The 21,812-nt window shown below is 35.7% G+C and carries 26 protein-coding genes; 17 read left to right on the top strand and 9 right to left on the bottom strand.

Annotated elements, in window-relative coordinates:
• Positions 1-184, top strand: a 184-nt coding sequence (locus tag GQ598_RS11135) for a hypothetical protein (protein ID WP_237410354.1), incomplete at its 5' end; no start/stop codon positions are given.
• Positions 185-247: 63 nt separating this feature from the next.
• Here GQ598_RS11135 and flgL read toward each other — a convergent pair.
• The 8 genes from flgL to GQ598_RS10155 all read right to left on the bottom strand — a co-directional run bounded on the left by flgL (position 248) and on the right by GQ598_RS10155 (position 7,698).
• Entirely contained in the window at positions 248-1,204 is a 957-nt protein-coding gene (gene flgL / locus GQ598_RS10190) for a flagellar hook-associated protein FlgL (RefSeq protein ID WP_091347916.1), read from the bottom strand.
• 22 nt (positions 1,205-1,226) lie between these two features.
• Complete coding sequence (gene flgK / locus GQ598_RS10185) at positions 1,227-2,870, bottom strand: flagellar hook-associated protein FlgK (protein ID WP_160404026.1); 1,644 nt, start codon at positions 2,868-2,870, stop codon at positions 1,227-1,229.
• A gap of 149 nt (positions 2,871-3,019) precedes the next feature.
• Entirely contained in the window at positions 3,020-3,913 is an 894-nt protein-coding gene (gene motB, locus GQ598_RS10180; protein WP_160404025.1) for a flagellar motor protein MotB, read from the bottom strand.
• Positions 3,913-4,800 carry a flagellar motor stator protein MotA gene (gene motA, locus GQ598_RS10175; protein WP_160404024.1) on the bottom strand — a complete coding sequence of 296 codons (888 nt, stop codon included), beginning with the start codon at positions 4,798-4,800 and terminating at the stop codon, positions 3,913-3,915. Before motA ends, motB begins: the two co-directional genes overlap by 1 nt.
• Positions 4,801-4,860: 60 nt before the next feature.
• Entirely contained in the window at positions 4,861-5,466 is a 606-nt protein-coding gene (gene flhC / locus GQ598_RS10170) for a flagellar transcriptional regulator FlhC (protein WP_160404023.1), read from the bottom strand.
• A gap of 13 nt (positions 5,467-5,479) precedes the next feature.
• Complete coding sequence (gene flhD / locus GQ598_RS10165) at positions 5,480-5,800, bottom strand: flagellar transcriptional regulator FlhD (RefSeq protein WP_091348188.1); 321 nt, start codon at positions 5,798-5,800, stop codon at positions 5,480-5,482.
• 191 nt (positions 5,801-5,991) lie between these two features.
• On the bottom strand, positions 5,992-6,708 hold the full coding sequence (locus GQ598_RS10160; protein WP_160404022.1) for an RNA polymerase sigma factor FliA: 717 nt from the start codon (positions 6,706-6,708) through the stop codon (positions 5,992-5,994).
• A 177-nt stretch (positions 6,709-6,885) separates the two neighbouring features.
• Complete coding sequence (locus GQ598_RS10155; RefSeq protein WP_091347899.1) at positions 6,886-7,698, bottom strand: flagellin; 813 nt, start codon at positions 7,696-7,698, stop codon at positions 6,886-6,888.
• 337 nt (positions 7,699-8,035) lie between these two features.
• Between GQ598_RS10155 and fliD the strand changes: the two genes are divergently transcribed.
• The 3 genes from fliD to GQ598_RS10140 are packed head-to-tail and all read left to right on the top strand — an operon-like array spanning position 8,036 to position 10,216.
• Positions 8,036-9,466: a flagellar filament capping protein FliD gene (gene fliD / locus GQ598_RS10150; protein WP_160404021.1), complete on the top strand. Its 1,431-nt coding sequence runs from the start codon at positions 8,036-8,038 to the stop codon at positions 9,464-9,466.
• 9 nt (positions 9,467-9,475) lie between these two features.
• Positions 9,476-9,856 (top strand): flagellar export chaperone FliS, encoded by a 381-nt coding sequence (gene fliS, locus GQ598_RS10145; protein WP_091347892.1) that lies wholly within the window; start codon positions 9,476-9,478, stop codon positions 9,854-9,856.
• 12 nt (positions 9,857-9,868) lie between these two features.
• On the top strand, positions 9,869-10,216 hold the full coding sequence (locus GQ598_RS10140) for a hypothetical protein (RefSeq protein WP_160404020.1): 348 nt from the start codon (positions 9,869-9,871) through the stop codon (positions 10,214-10,216).
• Between the two features lie 138 nt (positions 10,217-10,354).
• Here GQ598_RS10140 and fliE read toward each other — a convergent pair whose 3' ends face one another.
• A complete protein-coding gene (gene fliE, locus GQ598_RS10135) occupies positions 10,355-10,666 on the bottom strand; it encodes a flagellar hook-basal body complex protein FliE (RefSeq protein WP_160404019.1) in 312 nt (103 codons plus the stop codon).
• Positions 10,667-10,841: 175 nt separating this feature from the next.
• On the opposite strand from fliE, the gene fliF reads away from it, so the two are divergent.
• The 13 genes from fliF (at position 10,842) to fliR (ending at position 21,697) form a co-directional block, all read left to right on the top strand.
• Positions 10,842-12,560 carry a flagellar basal-body MS-ring/collar protein FliF gene (fliF, locus tag GQ598_RS10130; RefSeq protein ID WP_160404018.1) on the top strand — a complete coding sequence of 573 codons (1,719 nt, stop codon included), beginning with the start codon at positions 10,842-10,844 and terminating at the stop codon, positions 12,558-12,560.
• Positions 12,557-13,555: a flagellar motor switch protein FliG gene (fliG, locus tag GQ598_RS10125; protein ID WP_091347869.1), complete on the top strand. Its 999-nt coding sequence runs from the start codon at positions 12,557-12,559 to the stop codon at positions 13,553-13,555. Before fliF ends, fliG begins: the two co-directional genes overlap by 4 nt.
• Entirely contained in the window at positions 13,542-14,330 is a 789-nt protein-coding gene (locus GQ598_RS10120; RefSeq protein ID WP_160404017.1) for a flagellar assembly protein FliH, read from the top strand. Before fliG ends, GQ598_RS10120 begins: the two co-directional genes overlap by 14 nt.
• A gap of 31 nt (positions 14,331-14,361) precedes the next feature.
• Positions 14,362-15,705, top strand: coding sequence for a flagellar protein export ATPase FliI (fliI, locus tag GQ598_RS10115; RefSeq protein ID WP_370516548.1), 1,344 nt, complete (start codon positions 14,362-14,364; stop codon positions 15,703-15,705).
• A 12-nt stretch (positions 15,706-15,717) separates the two neighbouring features.
• Positions 15,718-16,179 carry a flagellar export protein FliJ gene (gene fliJ, locus GQ598_RS10110; RefSeq protein WP_160404015.1) on the top strand — a complete coding sequence of 154 codons (462 nt, stop codon included), beginning with the start codon at positions 15,718-15,720 and terminating at the stop codon, positions 16,177-16,179.
• A complete protein-coding gene (locus GQ598_RS10105) occupies positions 16,169-17,356 on the top strand; it encodes a flagellar hook-length control protein FliK (protein ID WP_160404014.1) in 1,188 nt (395 codons plus the stop codon). The genes fliJ and GQ598_RS10105 overlap by 11 nt, the downstream gene beginning before the upstream one ends.
• A 180-nt stretch (positions 17,357-17,536) precedes the next feature.
• Entirely contained in the window at positions 17,537-18,004 is a 468-nt protein-coding gene (locus GQ598_RS10100; protein WP_160404013.1) for a flagellar basal body-associated FliL family protein, read from the top strand.
• Between the two features lie 5 nt (positions 18,005-18,009).
• Positions 18,010-19,071, top strand: a complete 1,062-nt coding sequence (gene fliM / locus GQ598_RS10095; protein WP_160404012.1) for a flagellar motor switch protein FliM — start codon at positions 18,010-18,012, stop codon at positions 19,069-19,071.
• Positions 19,064-19,444, top strand: coding sequence for a flagellar motor switch protein FliN (gene fliN, locus GQ598_RS10090; RefSeq protein WP_237410352.1), 381 nt, complete (start codon positions 19,064-19,066; stop codon positions 19,442-19,444). Before fliM ends, fliN begins: the two co-directional genes overlap by 8 nt.
• Complete coding sequence (fliO, locus tag GQ598_RS10085) at positions 19,444-19,875, top strand: flagellar biosynthetic protein FliO (RefSeq protein ID WP_160404010.1); 432 nt, start codon at positions 19,444-19,446, stop codon at positions 19,873-19,875. Before fliN ends, fliO begins: the two co-directional genes overlap by 1 nt.
• A 21-nt stretch (positions 19,876-19,896) precedes the next feature.
• Positions 19,897-20,619: a flagellar type III secretion system pore protein FliP gene (fliP, locus tag GQ598_RS10080; RefSeq protein ID WP_160404027.1), complete on the top strand. Its 723-nt coding sequence runs from the start codon at positions 19,897-19,899 to the stop codon at positions 20,617-20,619.
• Between the two features lie 8 nt (positions 20,620-20,627).
• The gene (gene fliQ, locus GQ598_RS10075; protein WP_091347846.1) at positions 20,628-20,897 is read left to right on the top strand and encodes a flagellar biosynthesis protein FliQ; all 270 of its coding nucleotides are present in this window, start codon (positions 20,628-20,630) and stop codon (positions 20,895-20,897) included.
• 5 nt (positions 20,898-20,902) lie between these two features.
• The gene (gene fliR, locus GQ598_RS10070; protein WP_160404009.1) at positions 20,903-21,697 is read left to right on the top strand and encodes a flagellar biosynthetic protein FliR; all 795 of its coding nucleotides are present in this window, start codon (positions 20,903-20,905) and stop codon (positions 21,695-21,697) included.
• Positions 21,698-21,812 lie beyond the last annotated feature (115 nt).

Below are 21,812 nucleotides of genomic sequence, written 5' to 3'. Positions count from 1 at the left end.
GTGGTGCGAAGGAGCTAGTATAAATCACCTTTCTACTTTCTTCACTCCACCGTGTTTAAAATTGCACTTCATGTTTGAATCCAGGTTTTTTTATGAAAATACAAACATCCCCAAAATCCAAGATAACCCCACTCATCAAACCTTACATAAAAAGGAGAAAAAAGGAGGCATTACGCCTCCTTGAATGGAATGAATCGCTTTGACGATTTTGGGTAAAATCACATTACACAATCAAAACAACAACGCTTTATTTCATTTGAAACAGCGACATACTTTGCATTGTCATAAAGGTATATTGCGCCGCTTGTAAATTGGCCTGCAGTAACGCATATTCTGAAATAGCATCGTACCAATCGACATCTTCAAGCTGGCTTATTTGAGTTTGAAATTCAATATCTAGTGTTTCACCTAGTGCGGTTAACCGATCGATTTCGGCTAATACCGAACCGCCCTCAGCCCTTACGGTCGAGATATTGCTAAACGAATTATCGATGCCATTGCGAGCTTTTGATAACCCAGTTCTAAATTCTTCAACGCTTTTTTCATTATCATAATCTAAGTCTGTTTTTAACGCTTCAAGCGCATAATCAATGCTTGCAAAAATATTACTTTCTGCAGGTGAACCATCAGCATTTTTGACATTTGCCCCAGTCATAAAGACTTTTATACCAGTAAAGCTTGCTGCGACCTCTCTTGAGTCATCAATAAATACATTTACTGATGTTGTTCCGCCGATGTAATTCACTTCGCCCGATTCGCTTACCACAAAAGGCGGTGTGTCATTTTTTTGACCAGCAAAAATATAGTTGCCATTGGTGTCTTTTGAGTTAGCTAATGCGAGTAGTTGATCTTTTAAACCTTGTAATTTATTGGCAAGATCAAGTCTGTTTTCTTCATTTAGCGTTTCATTGGCGGCATAAACTAAAGTTTCTTGGATCGTTTGGATAACGGTATTCACTTCTGACAAGAGCGTATCTTGGCGACTTAGTGTTTTTTCGGTGCTTTCACGCGTAGCTTGATACTGTTGATTTTGTGCTTGGGCTTGTTTTAATATTAATGATTGTGATACGCCCATTGGATCATCAGAAGGCGTTAAAATCTTTTTGCCAGTGGCTAAATGTAAACCCGATTTTTGCCATTTGCTATTGGTGTTTAAAATACTTTGTAAATTTTTTTGATATAGTGAATTGGTGCTAAGGCGCATTTTTTATTCCTTTATCTTTTTATTATTTGGTTAAACCTAAAATGGTATCAAATAGTGTTGTGGCGGCATCAATCACTTTTGCATTGGCTTGGTAATACTGCATATAGACCTGCATTGAGATATATTCTTCTTCAATATTAACCCCAGATATTGATTGATTTTGTTCGTAAATTTGTTGGGTTATATTTTTTGTTGATTGTGCAGAAATTTTTGCTGTTTGGGTTTTACTGCCGATGTAACTAACTAACGTTGTGTAAGCACTTTTTAAGGTCGTTGTGCCATTCACTAGTTTTTCATTTTGAATAGCTAATAATTTTGCTACATTACGGTTATCACCAGCACCGTTTTCATCATCATTAATACCTGTTGCAAGTTTATTCACATCTTTGACTAATAACTGTAATGACGAGGCTATATCCGCAACAGGTTTAATCATAAAAGAATCGCCTGCCATAGCATTACCATTTATCTCGATAGATAAGCCATCAAAAATCAATTTACCTTCTTCAATTTGAGGTGTGATTTGTTTGTGATCAGATAATCTTGTTACAACCCAATTGTTGCCATCGAATTCTATTTTATAATCCGAGGCTTTGACTTCGGTCACTGATGTAAACTCAATTTTAGCCGTGGCATTTCCTTGGTTTTTAGTGTTAGTTATACAACTTGGTTTGTTGTAATCAAATAGTTTTTCGCCCTGATTACCATGAATATCCACTCCTGACATATGCACTTCATTAAAACGTTCTGCTAAATTGAGGGCAATTAATCCCAGTTGATTACGTGATTCAGTTAGTGGGCCATCACGAAACGTTAATAGTCCATTTAATGAGCCTGATGTGATGTTCTGACTAGTCAGTTCTTGAGTAGCGCCAGAAGGGTGTGTATAAATAATGGTATTGAGTGCTGGATCATCTGCCGAAGGTTGTACGGTTAATATGTTAGCACATGAGCCTTGTACTAAATTTAAACCATTTTCTAACGACAAATTATACTGCCCATTTTGCTCTGTGACGGTAATACCAATGATCTCACTTAAATCATTAACCAGTTGATCTCGTTGATCAAGTAATGCATTGGGTTCATTGCCGCCATCTACTGTCTGTAGTTTTGATATCTTTTGGTTGAGTTCGGCAATTTGCTGAACGTAAGCATTAACTTTGTCGACATTCGTGTTTAATTCGGTATTAATGTTGGCGATTTGATTTTTTAAATTTTTTTCTGTTTTATTAAATTGACTTGTTAACGAGGTAAGATCACTAATTACCGTTTGCTTTGTTGAAGCATCGCCAGCATTTGAAGCTAACTTATTTAAGCTAGCAAAAAGGTTGTTAAGTTGTGATGAAACGCTGTTATCGTTTTCTGCCAGTAGGTTATCAACTTTTGATAATTCATTATAATACGTTTTAATCGCACCATTTTGCGATTGTGATTGACGCAATTGCCCGACCACAAAATGGTTAAAGGCACGATTCACCGATGAGACAGCAACACCATTACCCACAAAACCAAAACTATGTTGAGTGCCATTGGCTTGGCTTAAAACTTGTTGCTGGCGATTGTAGCCTTTTGTATGAGCATTACTGATATTATTGCTAATTACATTAAGCATATTTTGTGCTGCATTCAATCCACTAATACCTGTATTCATTAATGAATTCGCCATAAAAATCCCCTCAATATCGTTTTAGTTAATAACATCAATTAAAAATAAGTTATTTTTTATATCGGCTTAAATTCTCAAAAATTTAATTATTTTTACGAGTATTTTGAAAAATTTCTAAATGATGCCATTTCTATTTTTAAAAATGGTTGTTATTCTGGTTTTAGCTGTTGTGATTGCCTTAAAAAATCGATACCAGTCATGTTATTTTCTTCTTCAATATACTGTTGTGCAGTTTTATTTAAAATTAAGATACTGATACGCCGGTTAGCATCTTTGCTGTAGTTAGGATTGTTTAAACTAACGGTATCGGCTAAGGCTATAATACGAATAATTTTGTTGGAATCTAACCCTCCGACAATGAGTTCCCTCCTTGAGGCGTTAGCTCTATCTGCTGATAATTCCCAGTTACTGTAGCCACGATCACCCGTTGTGTATTGGCGTTCATCGGTATGACCAGACAAAGTGATTTTATTAGGTAATGAATTTAAAATCGGCGCTAAAGCATGTAGAATTTCTTGCATATTGGGATCAATTGCTGTGCTACCAACGTCAAACATAGGTTTATCGTCAGAGGCTAAAATTTGAATTCGTAATCCCATTTGAGTTAATTCAACAATCAAATTCGGTGCTAACTTTTTTAAGCGAGGGTCGATTTCAAACATTTCAAAGATTTTTTTTGCTGTTTCGATTAGCTGTATTTTTTCTAGTTGTTGTTTTTCTAATTCATTGTGTAATGAGTTTGAAACACTGTTTTTTTCTTCACCTATTTGTTGGCTTACATCATCGCCACCACCGGGAATAGGACTCTCACTATCACTAATATTCTTGCCACCATTTTGACCAAGGATTAATGGTGTTCTAAAATATTCGGCAATACCTTTTAATTCTTGTGGTGTAGATGTCGAAATCAGCCACATAACTAAAAATAAAGCCATCATTGCCGTCATAAAGTCGGCATAAGCAATTTTCCAAGAACCACCATGATGACCACCGCCATGCCCTGATTTTTTCTTAATAATTATTCTTACAGATTTATCTTTCATTACTGGTTATTTTCGTTTTTATTGAGATTCTTATCTTTAATTTCTTGGATATATTTTTCCAATTCAAAGAATGATGGTCTTTCATGAGAAAATAGTGTTTTTCGTCCAAATTCAATACAAATTTGTGGTGAATAATCATGCATACTGGCAATAAGTATCACTTTTGTACACTCTAGGATTTTGACCATATCAGCATTTCTTTGTTTTAATAAGGCGGCTAGCGGCGAAATAAATCCATAAGCAAGTAAAATCCCTAAAAAAGTTCCGACCATCGCATGGGCAATAAGTTCTCCAAGTTCACTTGCTGGTCTATCAGCTTGCGCAAGTGTATTAATTACACCCATTACAGCTGCAACAATCCCAAACGCCGGTAAGCCATCACCAATTCCAGAAATAGCATCAACAGGCTTTTCAAGTTCATGGACGAATGTTTCAATTTCTTCGCTCATTAGTGTTTCGATTTCAAATACATCCATATTGCCACTAATCATCAGTCGTAAGTAATCAGTAATAAAATCGCAGATTCTTGGATTAGCTAAAATTAATGGATACTGCTTAAATAATTCACTTTCGTGTGGATTATCAATATCTGCTTCAATAGATAACCCTCCACTTTGGCGGATCTTTGTCAAAATGCTATACATTAAATTGATCAGTGTTAGATACAGGTTTTTATTATATTTAGATGTTTTAAATAATTGCCCCAACGCTTTGAGTGTGGCTTTTATTGTTTTTTGTTCATTACTGACAATAAAAGCACCAATAGCAGCACCACCAATAATTAACAATTCAAGTGGTTGAAACAGCACGGCTAAATAGCCGCCACTTAGTACATAACCCAGTAGTGCAGAGGCGATAACGACAATATACCCTATAATTATTAGCATTGACTTTCTTCTTTATCTATAAAATAACAGTTAAATTGATTCGATATTTTTAATATTTATTCAAGCAGTTATCTGGTGCGAAACTGATGAGTTTAAATGACTTTGTTTTGATAATACTTTCAAGCATTTTTCGTCATTTTCTTTTTGTGTTTTATTATTCTTATCTGCTCTTGACGGAGGTTGACATAAACTGCATGTAAACGTATTTTGTGGGTGATAAGCGTGCGTAATAAAAAGCCCACGACAGACCGTACAACATGATTGTTGCATGATATTTTTTTCAACAAATTTTACTAAAATCCAAGCTCTGGTTAAGCCTAAAATAGGTTCTTCTTTATGTGAAAATTGACACTGTTCTAAATAAAGTTGATAGGCTTTTAAGATCGTTTGAATGCCTGACTTTAAACCGTTTCTAACTAAAAAAGAGTAAGCATTATAGAAAATACTAGCATGAATATTCGGTTCCCATGTCATAAACCACGAGGTTGAAAAAGGTAATAAACCTTTAGGTGGTGGGCAACCTTGAATTTCTTTATAAAGTTTTATTAATTTATTTCGGCTCAAATTAGTTTCACTTTCCAGCATTTGGATTCTTCCGCCAAGAGAAATTAATTTGATAGCAAGCTGGGTTTCTTGATATTTCTGAATAATACTTACACCTGTCATGTTGATTCCTTAGCTACTTATTGATTGAATCTAATAGCAAACTAGATAAAAGAATACCTGTATGCATCTGTTTTATATCTCTAACGCGGGATTCTTCTGTTAGTTTTTTCATCATTTCTGCATTTTCAAATCGTAGTTGAAAAATTAATTGATTTGTTTCTGATAAAACTAACATTTGAGAGGTACTTAAACCGCTAAGTATATCCGCAGTTTCTTCATCAATACCCAATCGATACATGGCCATCACTTTATCTTTTTCAATCATTTTCTGGCTCAACAGTAATGCTGACAGGTTTAAATGATGTATACACTTAAGAACATCGTCGTCTAATATATTGCCCAATTTAGTCACCAATTTATATTTGCTGTTTTTCGCATAAAAAAACGAAAAAACAGGTAAAATTAAAAAAGAAATTATTTTTTTTCGCTTAAAATTACATTTTTAAATTGAAAAGGTCAATAAAAAAATCATTTCAATTTATTTTCGATTGATTACACTTTATTTAATTTCTTTTTTTATTGTTTCTAAAAAGTAACCTTACTTTGTATTCTTTTTATTGCTTGGCTATGCAATTGGCTTACTCTTGATTCGCTAATATTCATTACATTACCAATCTCTTTTAAATTGAGATCTTCTTGGTAATAAAGTGATAAAACAAGTTTTTCTTTTTCTGGTAAGTTTTCAATTTGGTGGATAACGGTATTACGAATTTCCTCATCTATTATGGTCAAAAAAGGATTATTATCTTCTTCATATTCAATAATGGCATCAATGTTATCGCCCAATTTCTTATGAATTTCATCATATGAGCATATTTGGCTAGTATTTGAATCTAATAAAATTTTGTGGTATTCACTAATAGGCAATTGTAAATATTTGGCAATTTGCTCATCGTTAGGTGGTGTACCTAACTTTTGTTCTAATTCATTCATTGCTGTAGTGACATCTTTTATTTTTTTACGCGTTTGCCTTGGCAACCAATCACGGCTACGTAGTTCATCGAGCATGGCACCTTTAATTCTTGGTATGGCAAAGGTGGCAAAAGTATTACCTTGAGAGATGTCATAACGTTTTATTGAGTCTAATAAACCGATATAGCCAACTTGTAATAAATCATCAAGTTCAACCGTTGCAGGTAAACGAACCGCTAATTTTAATGCTTCATTGCGAACCAAATGAATATATTGTTTCCAATCGATTTGGTTTATTACACCCTGTGAGTTATATAAGCTATTATCCATTTTTTGAACCAATGCTATAAAAATGCTTCACAGTATTATGACGATAGTTGGTGAATTTAATGGGCAGAATAACGGGATAAAAAATAGTTAATTATCATTATTAGCCATAACGGTATTATAAAAATACCGTTATAGCTATATGACAAAGGTAGAATGATCAAAAATAGATAATCAGAATTACTGTAATAAAGAAAGTACTGATTGTGGTACTTGGTTAGCTTGCGCTAATACAGATGTACCTGCTTGTTGTAAAATTTGACCACGAGTCATGTTTGATACTTCTGTTGCGTAATCCGCATCTTCAATACGGCTACGTGCAGAACTTAGATTATTTACAGTATTGTTAATGTTGGTTACTGTTGATTCGAAACGGTTTTGTACCGCACCAAGTTGTCCTCGTAATGCATCAATTTTTGATAATGCAGCATCAATTGTTTTTAATGGATCTTCTGTTGGTGAACTTGATACATTAAATGCATTTAAACCGAGTTCAGTGCTATCAATTTTTTTCAAATTGATTTCAATGGTTTCGCCGTCGTTTGCGCCTACTTGAATTTTAAGGGTTTTATCTTCAGATAATACTTTAGAACCATTGAAATCAGTTTGTTTAGAAACACGATCGATTTCATCTAAACGTTGATCGATTTCGTTTTGAATTGACACAAGATCGCTTTCTGAGTTAGTACCATTTGCAGCTTGAACTGTTAATTCACGAATACGTTGTACGTTGTTGTTGATTTCATTTAGTGCACCTTCTGTTGTTTGTGCAAGTGAAATACCATCATTTGCATTACGAGCAGCTTGAGTTAAACCTTTGATGTTTGATGAAAAACGGTTAGCGATTGCTTGACCTGCTGCATCGTCTTTTGCGCTGTTAATACGCATACCTGATGAAAGGCGCTCGATAGATGTGCTAAGAACGCTTTGAGAATTGTTTAGGTTATTTTTTGCCATTAAAGACATTGTATTAGTATTAATTACTTGTGCCATTTTTATCTCCGATAATATAAATATTAAAATCAACTAGATATTGAAATTTTTTTCAACATTTTTGCTGATGAATAACTTATCGGAAGAAAATCTAGGAACTTTAATATTTTTAATGATTATCTTTTAAAAAATAAAGCCATTTAGTAAAAATAAAATAATTATATTTAAATAAATCATTTTGTTATAAAGTTTATTAATTAATTTTTTAATAATTGTTTTTGCGCAAAAAATAGTAACTTTATTGCTTATTAAATAAATATTGAAATGATAATTAAACTTTTAGCAAAGTTGGCCGATATACAAACTATTAAGCAATTTGTTATAGGCAGACTAAATCATGGCAATGAGTGCATTAGGGATAGGTTCGGGAATCGATCTTGGCGAAATTTTAAAGCAATTAGAAGCGGCTGAAAAAACACGCTTAACACCAATTACCACACAACAAAAAGCAATTAATGCAAAAATTAGTGGTTTTGGTAAGTTAAAAAGTGCATTGACAACATTTAATACAGCAACGGCAAAACTTCAAAAAAAAGAATTATTTCAAAGCCGTATAGCAACAGGTAGTAACGACTATTTTTCAGTAAAGACAAATAGCAAAGCGGCTTTAGGCGATTATGCTGTGACGGTTGATCAATTGGCGACATCGCATAGTGTTGCAACATCGGTAATCAACGACAAAAACGCGTCATTAGGTAATGATAATGAAACACGCACCATCACCATTGAACAGGCGAATGGTGATAAGCTTAATGTAACGTTATCTAAAGATGAAACATCATTAGAAGCAATAGCTAACGCCATTAATAATGCTCAAGTGACTAATGATGATGGTAAAAAAATTCCTTCAACAATAAATGCCGCCGTTGTCCGTTCTGGGGCGGATAATTATCAGTTAGTGATTACCTCGAAAGAAACGGGTGAGAAGCAAACCATTACGTCAATTTCGTCAGACGATGATAAGTTAAATAATATCATTGGATTCGATATTAATCAGCCTAGTAGTGGTATGACCGAAGTTGCAAAAGCGCAAGATGCTAAATTGACGTTTAATGGTATTGCCATCACAAGTAGTTCTAATACCGTCAAAGAGGTTGTTGCCGGTGTTGATATAACATTAAAAGCAACCACAACAACCAGCCAAAACCTTACCATAAGTGCGGATAACGAAAAGGCAGAAGAAGCCATTAAAGAATGGGTTGAAGCTTTTAATCAACTGCAAACAACTATGTCAACGTTAACCAAATTCACCGCAGGAGAGACTAACTCTAACGAATTAAACAGTAGTAATGGTCCACTGATTGGTGATTCAACGCTACGTAATATTGACCAGAGTATTCGTTCAATCTTTGCCAAAGGACAAGCGGGCGAATTTTCAGTATTGTCGCAAATTGGTATTACCATGGATAAAAGTGGTCAGCTAACGGTCAAAGAAAATGAGCTAAAAAAGGCACTTAATGAAAACAGTGACGCTGTTGCAACATTATTTATTGGTGATGGTAAAACGACGGGGATAGCTAATGAGGTTTTTACCAAAGTGAGTGGGTTTATTGATAGTGATGGCATGATTGATTCGGCAACCAATGGTTTAAATTCTACGTTAAAGTCATTAGATAAACGTCATGAACAAGTAAGTAGCTCGATTGAGCAAACGGTTGAACGTTACCGAGTTCAATTTACTAAATTAGATATCTTAATTAACTCATTAGATAGCATGAGTAATTATTTAACAACACAATTTGACATGATGGCAAACTTAAAAAAATAGAGGGGAATAATGTATCAGTTAGGTTCTAAAGCCTATGAGCAAGTAAATTTAGAAACACGTGTTAGTCAAGCTTCGCCCCATCAATTGATTGTATTATTATTTGATGGTGCATTACAGGCAATTCGCTTAGCGAGCTTATATCTTCAAAAAGGTAATATTGCTGGTAAAGGCACAGCAATTTCTAAAGCAATTAACATTGTTGATAATGGTCTTAAAGGCTGTTTAGATTTAGAAAAAGGGGGGGAAATCGCAGAAAATTTAGATCGTCTGTATCACTATATTAGTCAACAGTTAGTTTTAGCCAATTTACATAACGATAAAGAAAAACTGCAATCTTGTTACGATTTGTTAAACAATATTGCCGAATCTTGGCGAGAAATTGCAAAATAAAAAAGGGTGATTATGAAAGGAAGTAAATTATTAGAACAATACGAACAATTTAATTATGTTGTTGAACAAATGTTGATTAACGCAAGGGATGAAAACTGGGATTTATTGTTGAGTTGGCAAAATAAATATCTTCAATTATCAAAAGGTATTATGCTGGTCGATGATTTTACAGCAATTGAAAACATACCCTTGAAACATCAAGATATTGTGCGAATGTATATAAAAAACATACTTAGTTATCAACAACAATTAACCCAATTGATTATGACACGTCATTCACAGCTTCGAGAGTGGATTGGTAAACATGTCGATCATCAAAATAAAATCGATAACTATCAAAAAATAGCGAACTTAATGTAGCAATGTAAGTTTGTGGATTGCTTGGCTTGAACCCTGTAAATTATATTAGGTTCAAGCTAAGATTTCTGTTCAATGACTTCAATTAATACGTAATTAATTTTTAGCATCCGTATTATTAATGCGAGTGAGTGCAATTAATTAGACATTCATATTCATAATTTCTTGATAAGCTGCGACCAGTTTGTTGCGCACTTGAATACCAAACTGCAATGAAACCGATGATTTTTGCATATTAACCATTACTTCATTTAATGAAACACCCGCATCGCCCATTTCAAACGCTTTGGCTTGTTGGTTTGCTTGTATTTGCAATTGGCTGATTTTATCTAATGCTGTTTTTAATTCTGTACCAAAGCTTGTGTTATCCGCAACATGCGTTTTTTTTGAAATGGCGGTCGAATCATTTAAATGTGTTAGCTCAATTGAATTTAACATATTGATTGTATTCATTTTGATAGTTGTTTCTTTCGTTTTTTTGTCAATGTATTGTTAAATTTATCATAAAAATAAAAAATCAAAGAGGTTAAGTAAGGGGAAAACTGTGCGCTTTTCTTGCCATTGAATTTTTTAAATACATGGATAATAACCGCCGAGTTAATCTAAATAGTTTAGAATTAGGATGTCTATGACTAGTCAAACAGTCAACAACAAAGGTGAATCAATATTCAATAAGTTACCTTTTGCAAATCAGTTAAAACAAAACACAAAAATGGCATTGTTAATTGCTGGCGTCATTATGATAGCGATGATTAGTTTTATCTATTTATGGGCTAAAGATGAATCATATAGTGTTTTGTTCAGTAATTTAAGTGATAAAGATGGTGGCGAAATTATTAGTCAGCTTGATAAGATGAATATTCCTTATCAATTTTCTGCCTCTGGCTCAGCTATCTTAATTCCGCAAGACAAAGTTTACGACACACGTTTACGTATTGCACAACAGGGATTACCTAAAGGCGGATCAGTTGGTTTTGAATTGCTTGATAAAGAAAGCTTTGGTATGAGCCAATTCAATGAACAAATCAATTATCAGCGAGCTTTAGAAGGCGAATTATCCCGAACAATATCTATTATCAGTAGTATTGATGATGCTAGAGTGCACTTAGCAATGCCTAAACCGTCGTTATTTGTTCGCGAGCGAAAATTTCCCTCAGCTTCGGTCGCATTAACATTGCTACCAGGACGAACTTTATCACAAGGCCAAATCGATGCCATTATTCACTTAATTTCAAGTAGTGTGCCAGAATTACAAGCAGATAAAGTAACTATTATTGATCAGCATGGTCATCTGTTAACAGGGGAAGGCTATCGTGATAGGAATACAAATGTCGCCCAACTTGAATTTAGTGAGCGGATTGAAAACAGTATTCGTCAGCGAGTAGAAAAAATTATCACACCTATTTTAGGTAAAAATAATGTTAAAGTGCAAGTCAATGCCGATGTCGACTTTAGCCGACAAGAATCGACATCAGAAACTTATGATCCTAATAGTGATATTGCTAATCAAACCATTCGTAGTAAGCAACAAATGGAAAACCATCAATCAACTAAAAGCTACGGTATCGGCGGAGTGCCTGGTGCACTATCTAATCAACCGGTACCGATATCTAGCGCACCGATTGATGAAAACGAAACAAAAACTGCATCGACTGAAAAGGCAGATAAACAACAACCGTACAATTTACAATCAAATAATACTGTGAACTTTGAAGTAAATCGACAAGTTATACACAGTCAAATACCTGAAGGACGAATTAAACGCTTATCTGTCGCTGTTTTAGTGAATTATAAATTTGTCACAATCGAGCCAGATAATGCAGAAGCAGCATCTGACGATAGCCAACCACCAGCTAGTACTGAGCAGTGGGTAAAGCTAGATAATGATGAACTGAAAAATATTGAACTTTTAGCCCGCCAAGCGATGGGGTTTTCAGATTTACGCGGTGATTCACTCACTGTCGCTAACTTAAAATTCACCGATCAAGAATTGGACGAAAGCAACGGCTTAGCGTTTTGGAAAACTCATGAGTTTTATGAGGGAGTTAAAACTGCTGGTAAGTACTTGATTTACATTTTAGTTATCTGGTTCTTGTGGCGCAAAGTGTTCCATTCACTGTGGATAAAAGTACAACGGCAGTACCACATTTTTAGTGATAAAACCACTAATGCATCAACTAACGTTGAAGAAAAATTAGATTATAAAGCGCACAGCAAGCAGCAACAAAAAATATTTGAAGATAACATGCAGCAACAGCAATACATCCGCAAAATTGTCGAAAAAGATCCTCGTGTTATGGCATTGATAATTCGTGGTTGGATGAGTAAGGAGGACACAGAAAAATGAATTTAAGTGAATCTCAAAAAGCCGCCACAGTATTAATGGTATTAGGCGAAGAGCTTGCTGCAAAAGTGATGCAGTATTTAAGTTCAAAAGAAGTACAACAAATTAGTAGTGCAATGATGTCATTGCCCCAATTGTCTCAAGAACAGTTGAAAAATATACTTAATGAGTGCCAAGGCACGCTTGATGATTGTGCTGCCTTAAATACCGATACCGATGGATATTTACGGTCAATACTTGAAAAATCCATTGGTAGCGAAAAAACCGAACGCTTACTTGATGATCTATTAAATACTGATCGCGAAGAGGCAACCGATGGTCTTGAAATGCTAAACTTTGTTGATGCAGCACGAGCGGTTGATCTTGTTAAAAAAGAGCACCCACAAATTATTGCAACGATATTGGTGCATTTAAACCGTGATCTAGCGGCCGAAATTCTCAACCTATTTGATGATGAATTACGTAATGACGTTATGTTGCGGATTGCCACTTTTGGTGGTGTTGAACCATCGGCACTTAAAGTCTTGTCGGCGTCATTATCAACGTTATTACATGGTCAAAATATCAAATTGAATAATATGGGTGGAATCCGCACAGCGGCTGAAATTATTAACTTAATGAAATCGCAACAAGAAGAGTTGGTTATCAGTGCATTACGTGATTATGATGGCGAACTTGCACAGAAAATTATTGATGAAATGTTCTTGTTTGAAAATCTTGTTGAAGTTGATGATAGAAGTATCCAACGTCTACTTAAAGAAGTCGATAATGAAGTATTAATCATTGCATTAAAAGGAGCATCGACGGCCTTACGTGACAAATTATTAAGTAACATGTCTCAACGTGCCGCGTCGATTTTACGCGAAGATCTTGAAAACAGACCGCCAGTACGCTTATCACAAGTTGAAACTGAGCAGAAGAAAATTTTGGTTATTGCGCGTCGATTAGCAGAAAGTGGCGAAATGATCTTAACTAGTGGTGATGATGAATACGTATAACCAACCTGACAGATTAAATTGGAAACCGCTAGACTTTCGTGACTTGGCTGCAAGTACGCTATCAAACCAGAGCGAAAGTAACGAAATAGTACAGACCGAGGTTAACGAATCACAGCCTGATCTTGAACCTGAGTTGGATTCACAACCAGAACTAAATACCGTAAGCTCAGAGCTTGCTCAAACTCAACAAACATTGGAACAACTGAAGCAAGAAGTTGAAGCACAAGCCTATCAGGAGGGGTTTAATTTAGGTCGTGAAGCAGGTTTTGAGGAAGGCAAACGAGCGGGCTATGAACAAGGATATCTACTTGGGCAACAAGAAGGGCGAAAGCAGATTGAACAACAACTTAATGATGAAAAACGCAAAGCTGTTCATGCTATCACCAATTTAATCAGTAATTTTCAGCAATCAATTAACGATATTGATGAATTAATCGTACCTAAATTATTTGATTTAGCGTTAATTGCAGCACAAAAAACAGTAGGCAGTATTGCTAAAGTAAAACAAAAACAGTTAATCCATACGATACAAACATTAGTTGAACAGTGTTCAATTTTGTCTGAACCTATGTCACTACACCTTAATCCGACCGATTTACAATGGTTAGAACCCATGCTAAATGAAGAACATCAACAATATCGCTGGCAACTTATTGCCGACCCCAATATTGAAACAGGGGAATGCAAAATTTTGACTAATACCAATGAAATTGATGCTAATGTCAATAACCATTGGCAAATCATGTCTGACTGTTTACAAAGGGATAATCATTAACGTGAAATATTCGTCTTCATGGTCGGCTCAAATTAATCAAGCAATACAGCAGATTGAGTCCTTATCCTTAATTCGTCAATATGGGCGCTTAGTCAAAGCATCTGGATTAGTTCTTGAAGCGATAGGATTAAAACTACCCTTAGGATCTAATTGCTTGGTAGAACGGCAAACAGAGGGGCGAATTGAACCGGTTGAATGTGAAGTAGTTGGTTTTAACGACCAAACGCTTTATTTAATGCCCTTTGAATCAACGGACGGCATTTTATTAGGTGCACGAGTTTACACCGAACAATATGATCTAACACACTTTAGCCATAAAGTATTGCCAGTAGGCATAGGGTTATTAGGGCGAGTGGTTGATGCCATGGGCAAACCGTTAGATGGTAAACCACTACCAGAACATATTGAACATGCAGGGTTAGCCAGTAAATCACTTAATCCATTACAACGCACACCGATTCATCAAGTATTAGATGTCGGTGTAAGAGCGATAAATGCTTTATTAACCATAGGGCAAGGGCAACGGATGGGATTATTTGCTGGATCGGGTGTGGGTAAAAGTGTTTTACTTGGTATGATGGCGCGTTACACACAGGCAGACATTATCGTCGTTGGCTTGATTGGTGAACGGGGGCGAGAAGTGAAAGACTTTATCGAAAATATTTTGGGTGAAGAAGGATTAGCTAGAGCCGTTGTTGTTGCCGCACCTGCCGATGTATCTCCCTTATTGCGCTTACAAGGCGCAGCCTATGCTACTAGAATTGCCGAAAGCTTTCGCGATCAAGGTTTTAATGTTTTATTGATTATGGATTCATTAACACGTTATGCAATGGCACAACGTGAAATCGCCTTAGCAATCGGCGAGCCTCCAGCAACTAAAGGGTATCCACCCTCAGTATTTGCAAAATTGCCTGCGCTCGTTGAAAGAGCAGGCAATGATGAAAGCGGTAAAGGCGCTATTACTGCCTTTTACACTGTATTGACTGAAGGTGACGATCAACAAGATCCGATTGCCGATTCTGCTCGCGCCATTTTAGATGGGCATATTGTATTATCACGAGCGCTTGCTGAGTCAGGGCACTATCCTGCCATTGATATTGAAGCATCAATTAGTCGAGTAATGACCGATCTCACTGCACCAGAAGACGAAAAAAAATCGCGATTATTTAAACAACTGTTTTCAAGCTTTCAACGAAACCGCGATTTAATCAATGTTGGTGCTTATGTAACAGGTACCGATCCATTATTGGACAAAGCGATAACCCTATACCCTGCTATGCAAAAATTTTTACAACAAGGTATTGATGAACACTGCAGTTATCAAGATGCCTATCAAAAATTAGCGGCCATTGTTGAACCGCAATTAGCTTGTTAGGAACACTGCCAGATGAATAAAAATCCATCAAAAACTGCCTTTACCACATTAAAAAAACTGGCACAAAAGTCGGTCGACGATTACTTGATAAAACTAAAAAAAGCGAGTGAAAATCAGCAAAATGCACAGTCACAACTTAATGTTTTAACTAATTATTATACTGAATATCAACAAAAATTAAATGCAGCCTTATCTGAAGGTATAACAGGCAGTGAGTTAAACAATTTTACATTGTTTATTGCTTCCATTGAGCAAGGCATTGAGCAACAAAAAAAGTTGTTGTTATCGTTAGATATCAAACAAAAGCAAATTATAAAAAATCTTAATCAATCACAAAAGAGCTTAAACACTTATAGCACTTTATTAAATAAACAGCATAACCAGTATTTACGTCAACAAAATCGTTTACAACAAAAACTGACAGATGAATTTGCGCAGCTACAATTAGCAAGGAGAATATTAAATGAATATTAATCTGATTAATGATTTGAACCTGACCTCTTCACGTCAGTCAGAACTTGTTGAAACAGATGTAATGGCTAATGACAATGATGGCTTTCAACAATTATTGCGACTCAATGAAAACAAAACAGAGCAAGGCAAACAAACTCTCAATACCAAACTAGATGGAACGGATAATGCGCACGAAGAAAATGGCAACGATGTCGATGATATAGTTATCACAGCTATTTACCCTTTTAATATAGCAACGCCAGAACAAACAAATTTAGCTTTGATTGGTAGTGCACAATATAGTGATACATCAATCGAACAAAACCCATTGTTAACGGCCAATTTACATAGCGATTTATTGGATAATTTATTAACAGAAAAACCAATCAATGAGCAGGCAACCCAGTTACTTTCTTCCATTTATGACAGCGAAAATTTAATTAATAAAGTAACTCCGCAAACCGATGTGATGCCATTAACGAATAAAAAAGAGGCAAAATCGAGGGTTGCTCATCAACAAGCAGCAACGATTAACGATGACATTAATTTTAATGCAAATCCAACAAAGCATAAGCAACATGCTAATAATATGATACACAAAGTGGCTACTTTGCAAAGTCAATTTATCACCACTAATCGTAATAAAGATGCCATTATGCAAACAAATCAAGAATCATTTTTGACAAATAATACCAATAATGGACAAAGCCTATTATTATCGCCAATGCATGCGAGTACAACATTAGCTACAACATCAATACACTTGCCAACGCAAGTAAATATTACACAATGGCAAACATCGTTAGCTGAACAAATTATTATGTTTAACCGCCAAAGTATTCAAACTGCTGAAATAAAATTACACCCACAAGAATTAGGTGCATTGCACATTAAACTTGAGATGAATGATGATAAAATGAATCTCCACATGATGGCAGCCCATCATGTTGTTAAAGGTATGTTAGAATCAGCATTACCTTTTTTAAAGGTCTCATTAGAAGATCAAGGCATTACACTAGAACAAGCCGATATTGGTGACTTTTCAATGATGGATGATTCACAGCATTCAGCTACGCATCAACAATCCCAAAATGACCAATCCCATAAAGTGATATCGTTTGATGCAACTGATGATCATATGGAACCAATTTTATCAGAACATCGATCACTTAGATCAGGGCTTAGTATTCTCGCTTAACGATTAAAATCGTTATTTATTGGTCAATTTTTTAATTTAAATGAAGTAAAGCGCTTAAATAGGTAATGTTTTATTGCCTATTCTTCAAATCGATTTTAAAAATATGATTTATTATTCTTGTCACTATAGCCACTAAATGGATTATAGATCCTTTAAAATATTATAGAGACAAGAATAAATATGCCTACAACAAAAAAAAAATCAAGTATTTTAAATTTAGTTCTTATTCTTATTACGCTATTGGCGATAGGTGCCGCAGCTTATTTATGGTTTCAAAATAGTTTACAAAACACAGCTAAAGAGCCTGAAGAGCCAGAAGTTACCTCCCCCGTATTTATAACATTGAAACCATTTACTATTTCATTACCTGCTTCGGAAGAAAATATAGACATCAACAAAACCCTTTATATTGGTGTCGTTTTGCGCGTAGCGAATGAAAATCAAAAAACAGTGCTATTAGATTATTTACCTGAAGTAAGAAATAACGTCCTGCTTTTAACTTCAAAACAGTACGTTAATACCCTGAAGCAAGAAGTAGGTAAAATTGATTTACAAGAACAGATAAAAAACACCTTATCGCGACAATATAATGCAAAGCATTTTGTAAAGATTGATGAAGTGCTATTTACTGATTTTATTATACGGTGATTAACATGTCTGATAAGCATGAATCAGTAGCGAGTGTTGATGAGCACGATAATAAGGAACAAATCTTAGATTATTCATCAACAACAAAAGAAAATTCTGAAAAGAATTCAAATTTTGATTCTTCATTTAGTTTACCTACATTGGAAAAATCTCCCGATGTAAAACCTTATGATCTATCTGTTAAACATCGCTTTATTCCTGAGCGTTTAACTGCGTTAGAAATCATTAATGAACGTTTTGCTCGGCAATTTCGAATTGGTTTATTTAACCGATTACGCCGCAATACTGATGTGATTGCTTCACCCATTGAACCGCTTACGTTTAAAGAGTTTTCGGAACTGTCATCGGCAACTCATTTAAATCTGGTGCACCTTAACCCATTAAGAGGCACAAGCTTGTTTTCATTTTCGCCAGAATTGGTTTTTATTATTGTGGATTCTTTATTTGGTGGTGATGGACATTCAACTCAAATCGAAACAGAAGGACGCGAATTTACTCACACCGAGCAACAAATCATTAAAAAAGTCTTAGAATTAGCATTAGTCATTTACCAAAAATCATGGGTGGATGTTTACGCGATTGAAACCGAATATGTTCGATCTGAAATACAAAGTAAATTTACCAATATCACTAATTCACCTGATGATATTGTCTTAACAAGTAACTTTAAAGTCGAAGTCGGTAATAGCAAAGCAACCTTCTGTGTTTGCATTCCTTATTCTATGGTTGAACCTATCAAAGAGCTTCTCATCAAGCCACCGATTGAGCAACAAACTTATCAAGATGATAAAGTTTGGATGAGCTCACTAACTAGCGGAATCAAGCAATCAGCGGTCGAATTAGTGGTTAATTTTGCCACTATTCACACAACTGTAGCTAAATTATTAGCCCTAAAAACCAATGATGTCTTAATGATCGAAAAACCCACAGATCTTGATGTTACTGTAGGTGGAGTGCCGATAGTAACAGGACATTATGGTAAAACGAACAAACAATATGCAATTCAAGTCGAACAGGTCATTAATCCTGTATTAGAGCAATTGAATGAAGGAGTTTTTAATGACTGATATCAAACAAAATAGTGACGACAAACAACCCACTAACCTAACTAGCGACGAGCTTATTGCCCAAGACGCTATTTTTGAAACGCTATCACCACAACAAATCGAAGATAAAAAAAACGATATCAACCTGATTCTTGATATCCCCGTAAATTTGAGCGTTGAACTAGGCCGAACCAAAATGGCCATTAAGGATTTATTAAATTTAACGCAAGGATCGGTTATTGCCTTAGATGGTCAGGTTGGCGAGCCATTAGATATATTAATTAATGGCTACTTAATTGCTCAGGGCGAAATTGTGGTTGTTGGTGATAATTATGGTGTACGCATTACCGACATTATTACTCCAGCAGAACGTGTAAGAAGATTGAGTCGCTAATGACAATTGAACACACCCATTTAGCTCAACCTGTGGTTGGTGCAACCAACACTTTATCATCCCCATCTTCTGAATTGAATATTTATACCGAAGTGGGAACATCCATGGGACTAATGCTCATGGTTGTCATCGGTTTTATATTATTGCTAGCTTGGTTAGCTAAACGAATGGGTTGGAAAAAAAAGACCCATCACTGGATCGATGTCAAAGCCACATACAACATTACGCCAAAAGAACGCATTATAGTGGTTCACGTTGATAACCAGTTATTAGTGGTTGGGGTGACGCCACAACAAATGACATTACTTCACACCATTGATGAACAGCGCACTCAAACGCTATTTTCGCAAAGTGAGGTAAGTAAAAAATTGCCGTCAAGTAACACATTTCAACAGATACTACAATCTGCGCTAAAAACCAAAAAGGAGTAACACCAAGTGCGGTCAAATTTAATGATGGTGCTAAGCTTATTGTTGTTTAGCTTACCAAGTTATGCCCAAACACCGGTATTACCAGACATCGCACAACCGCTCAGCAGTGGGCAAGCTTGGTCATTGCCAGTTGAAACACTTGTCTTTTTAACCTTACTTACCTTTATCCCTGCCATATTACTTTTAATGACCAGCTTTACGCGCATTATTATAGTATTAGGACTGCTACGCAACGCGCTTGGCACACAATCGGCGCCGCCTAATCAAGTAATTTTAGGGATAGCGCTTTTTATGACCTTTTTTATTATGTCGCCCGTTATTGACAACATTTATCAAGACGCGTATATCCCCTATTCACAAAACCAAATCACCATGCAAGAAGGTTTAAGCAAAGCAAGCAAGCCATTACAACAATTTATGCTCACCCAAACGCGAGAAAACGATTTAGCACTATTTGTTAATATGTCCCATATCAATGACATCCAAACGCGTGACGACATTCCCTTAAAAGTTCTTGTTCCCGCTTTTGTTGTCAGTGAATTAAAAACAGCATTTCAAATTGGCTTTACCATTTTTATTCCCTTTTTAGTGATTGACCTTGTGGTTGCCAGCACACTTATGGCATTAGGTATGATGATGGTACCACCAGCAACCGTATCTCTACCATTTAAATTAATGTTATTTGTATTGGCCGATGGATGGCATCTATTGCTCGGATCGCTAGCGCAAAGCTTTTTTAGTTGAGTCATATCATGTCGCCAGAATACATAAGTACCTTAGCAATACAAGCCATAAAAGTTGCCGCTTCGCTAGCAGGGCCAATACTGCTAGCAGCGTTAGTTACTGGGCTCATTATTAGCTTATTACAGGCAGCAACACAAATAAACGAAATGACATTATCGTTTATACCCAAAATCATCGCAGTAATTGTCGTGTTAATCCTATGGGGGCCAACAATGCTATCGACCATGATTGACTATTTACAAATCGTCATTACCGATATACCTAACTTAACGCGTTAAAGATAATGGATTTTGACATTAACGTTTTACTTAATATTGACTTCTTTTCTTTTATTCGGGATGGGTTTTTCCCCTTTGTTCGTATTTTAGCGCTCATCATGACCGCTCCCCTCTTGGGCGAAAAAGAAATCCCCAACCGTGTCAAAATTGGTCTAGCACTACTAATTACCATTTTATTGCCATCTTCCCCTCTTGATGACAACATCAAAATTTACTCCTTAATGGGAATTGTGATCATCGCTCAACAAATTATGATCGGCGCAGTGATTGGATTTACCATGCAGTTGGCATTTATGGCGATGCGGTTTGCAGGTGAATTAATTGGAATGCAAATGGGGCTGGGGATGGCGACCTTTTTTGACCCCATCGGTGGGCCATCGACATCAGTATTATCGCGCCTAATAAACGTCATTGCGTTATTAATGTTTTTGAATTTTGATGGCCATTTATGGTTGTTATATGGCATATCAAACAGCTTCGAAATTATGCCCATAGGGCTAATGTCATTACAGGCAAATGGCTATTTGGTAGTGCTTGATGTCAGCAAACTACTATTTATCAACGGCATTATGCTAGCTTTGCCGTTAATGACCTTGTTGTTAATTGTCAATATATCACTAGGGCTACTTAACCGAATGACACCACAGCTATCAATATTTGTTGTCGGCTATCCAGCAACCTTATTATTAGGGTTATTTATGCTTACTTACTTAATGACAACTCTACCGGCATTTGCCGAGTTTGTTTTTGAACAAATGTTTGAAAGGATTTCGAGCGTGCTGTGGTATTTGAAGGGATGATGTTGATAACGTATTGAATTAAAAGAAAAAGCCTGGATTCAAACATGAAGTGCAATTTTAAACACGGTGGAGTGAAGAAAGTAGAAAGGTGATTTATACTAGCTCCTTCGCACCA

Source organism: Gilliamella sp. Pas-s95 (assembly GCF_009795795.1).
Classification (GTDB): domain Bacteria; phylum Pseudomonadota; class Gammaproteobacteria; order Enterobacterales; family Orbaceae; genus Gilliamella; species Gilliamella bombicola.
This window is presented reverse-complemented; position numbering and strand designations above follow the sequence as displayed.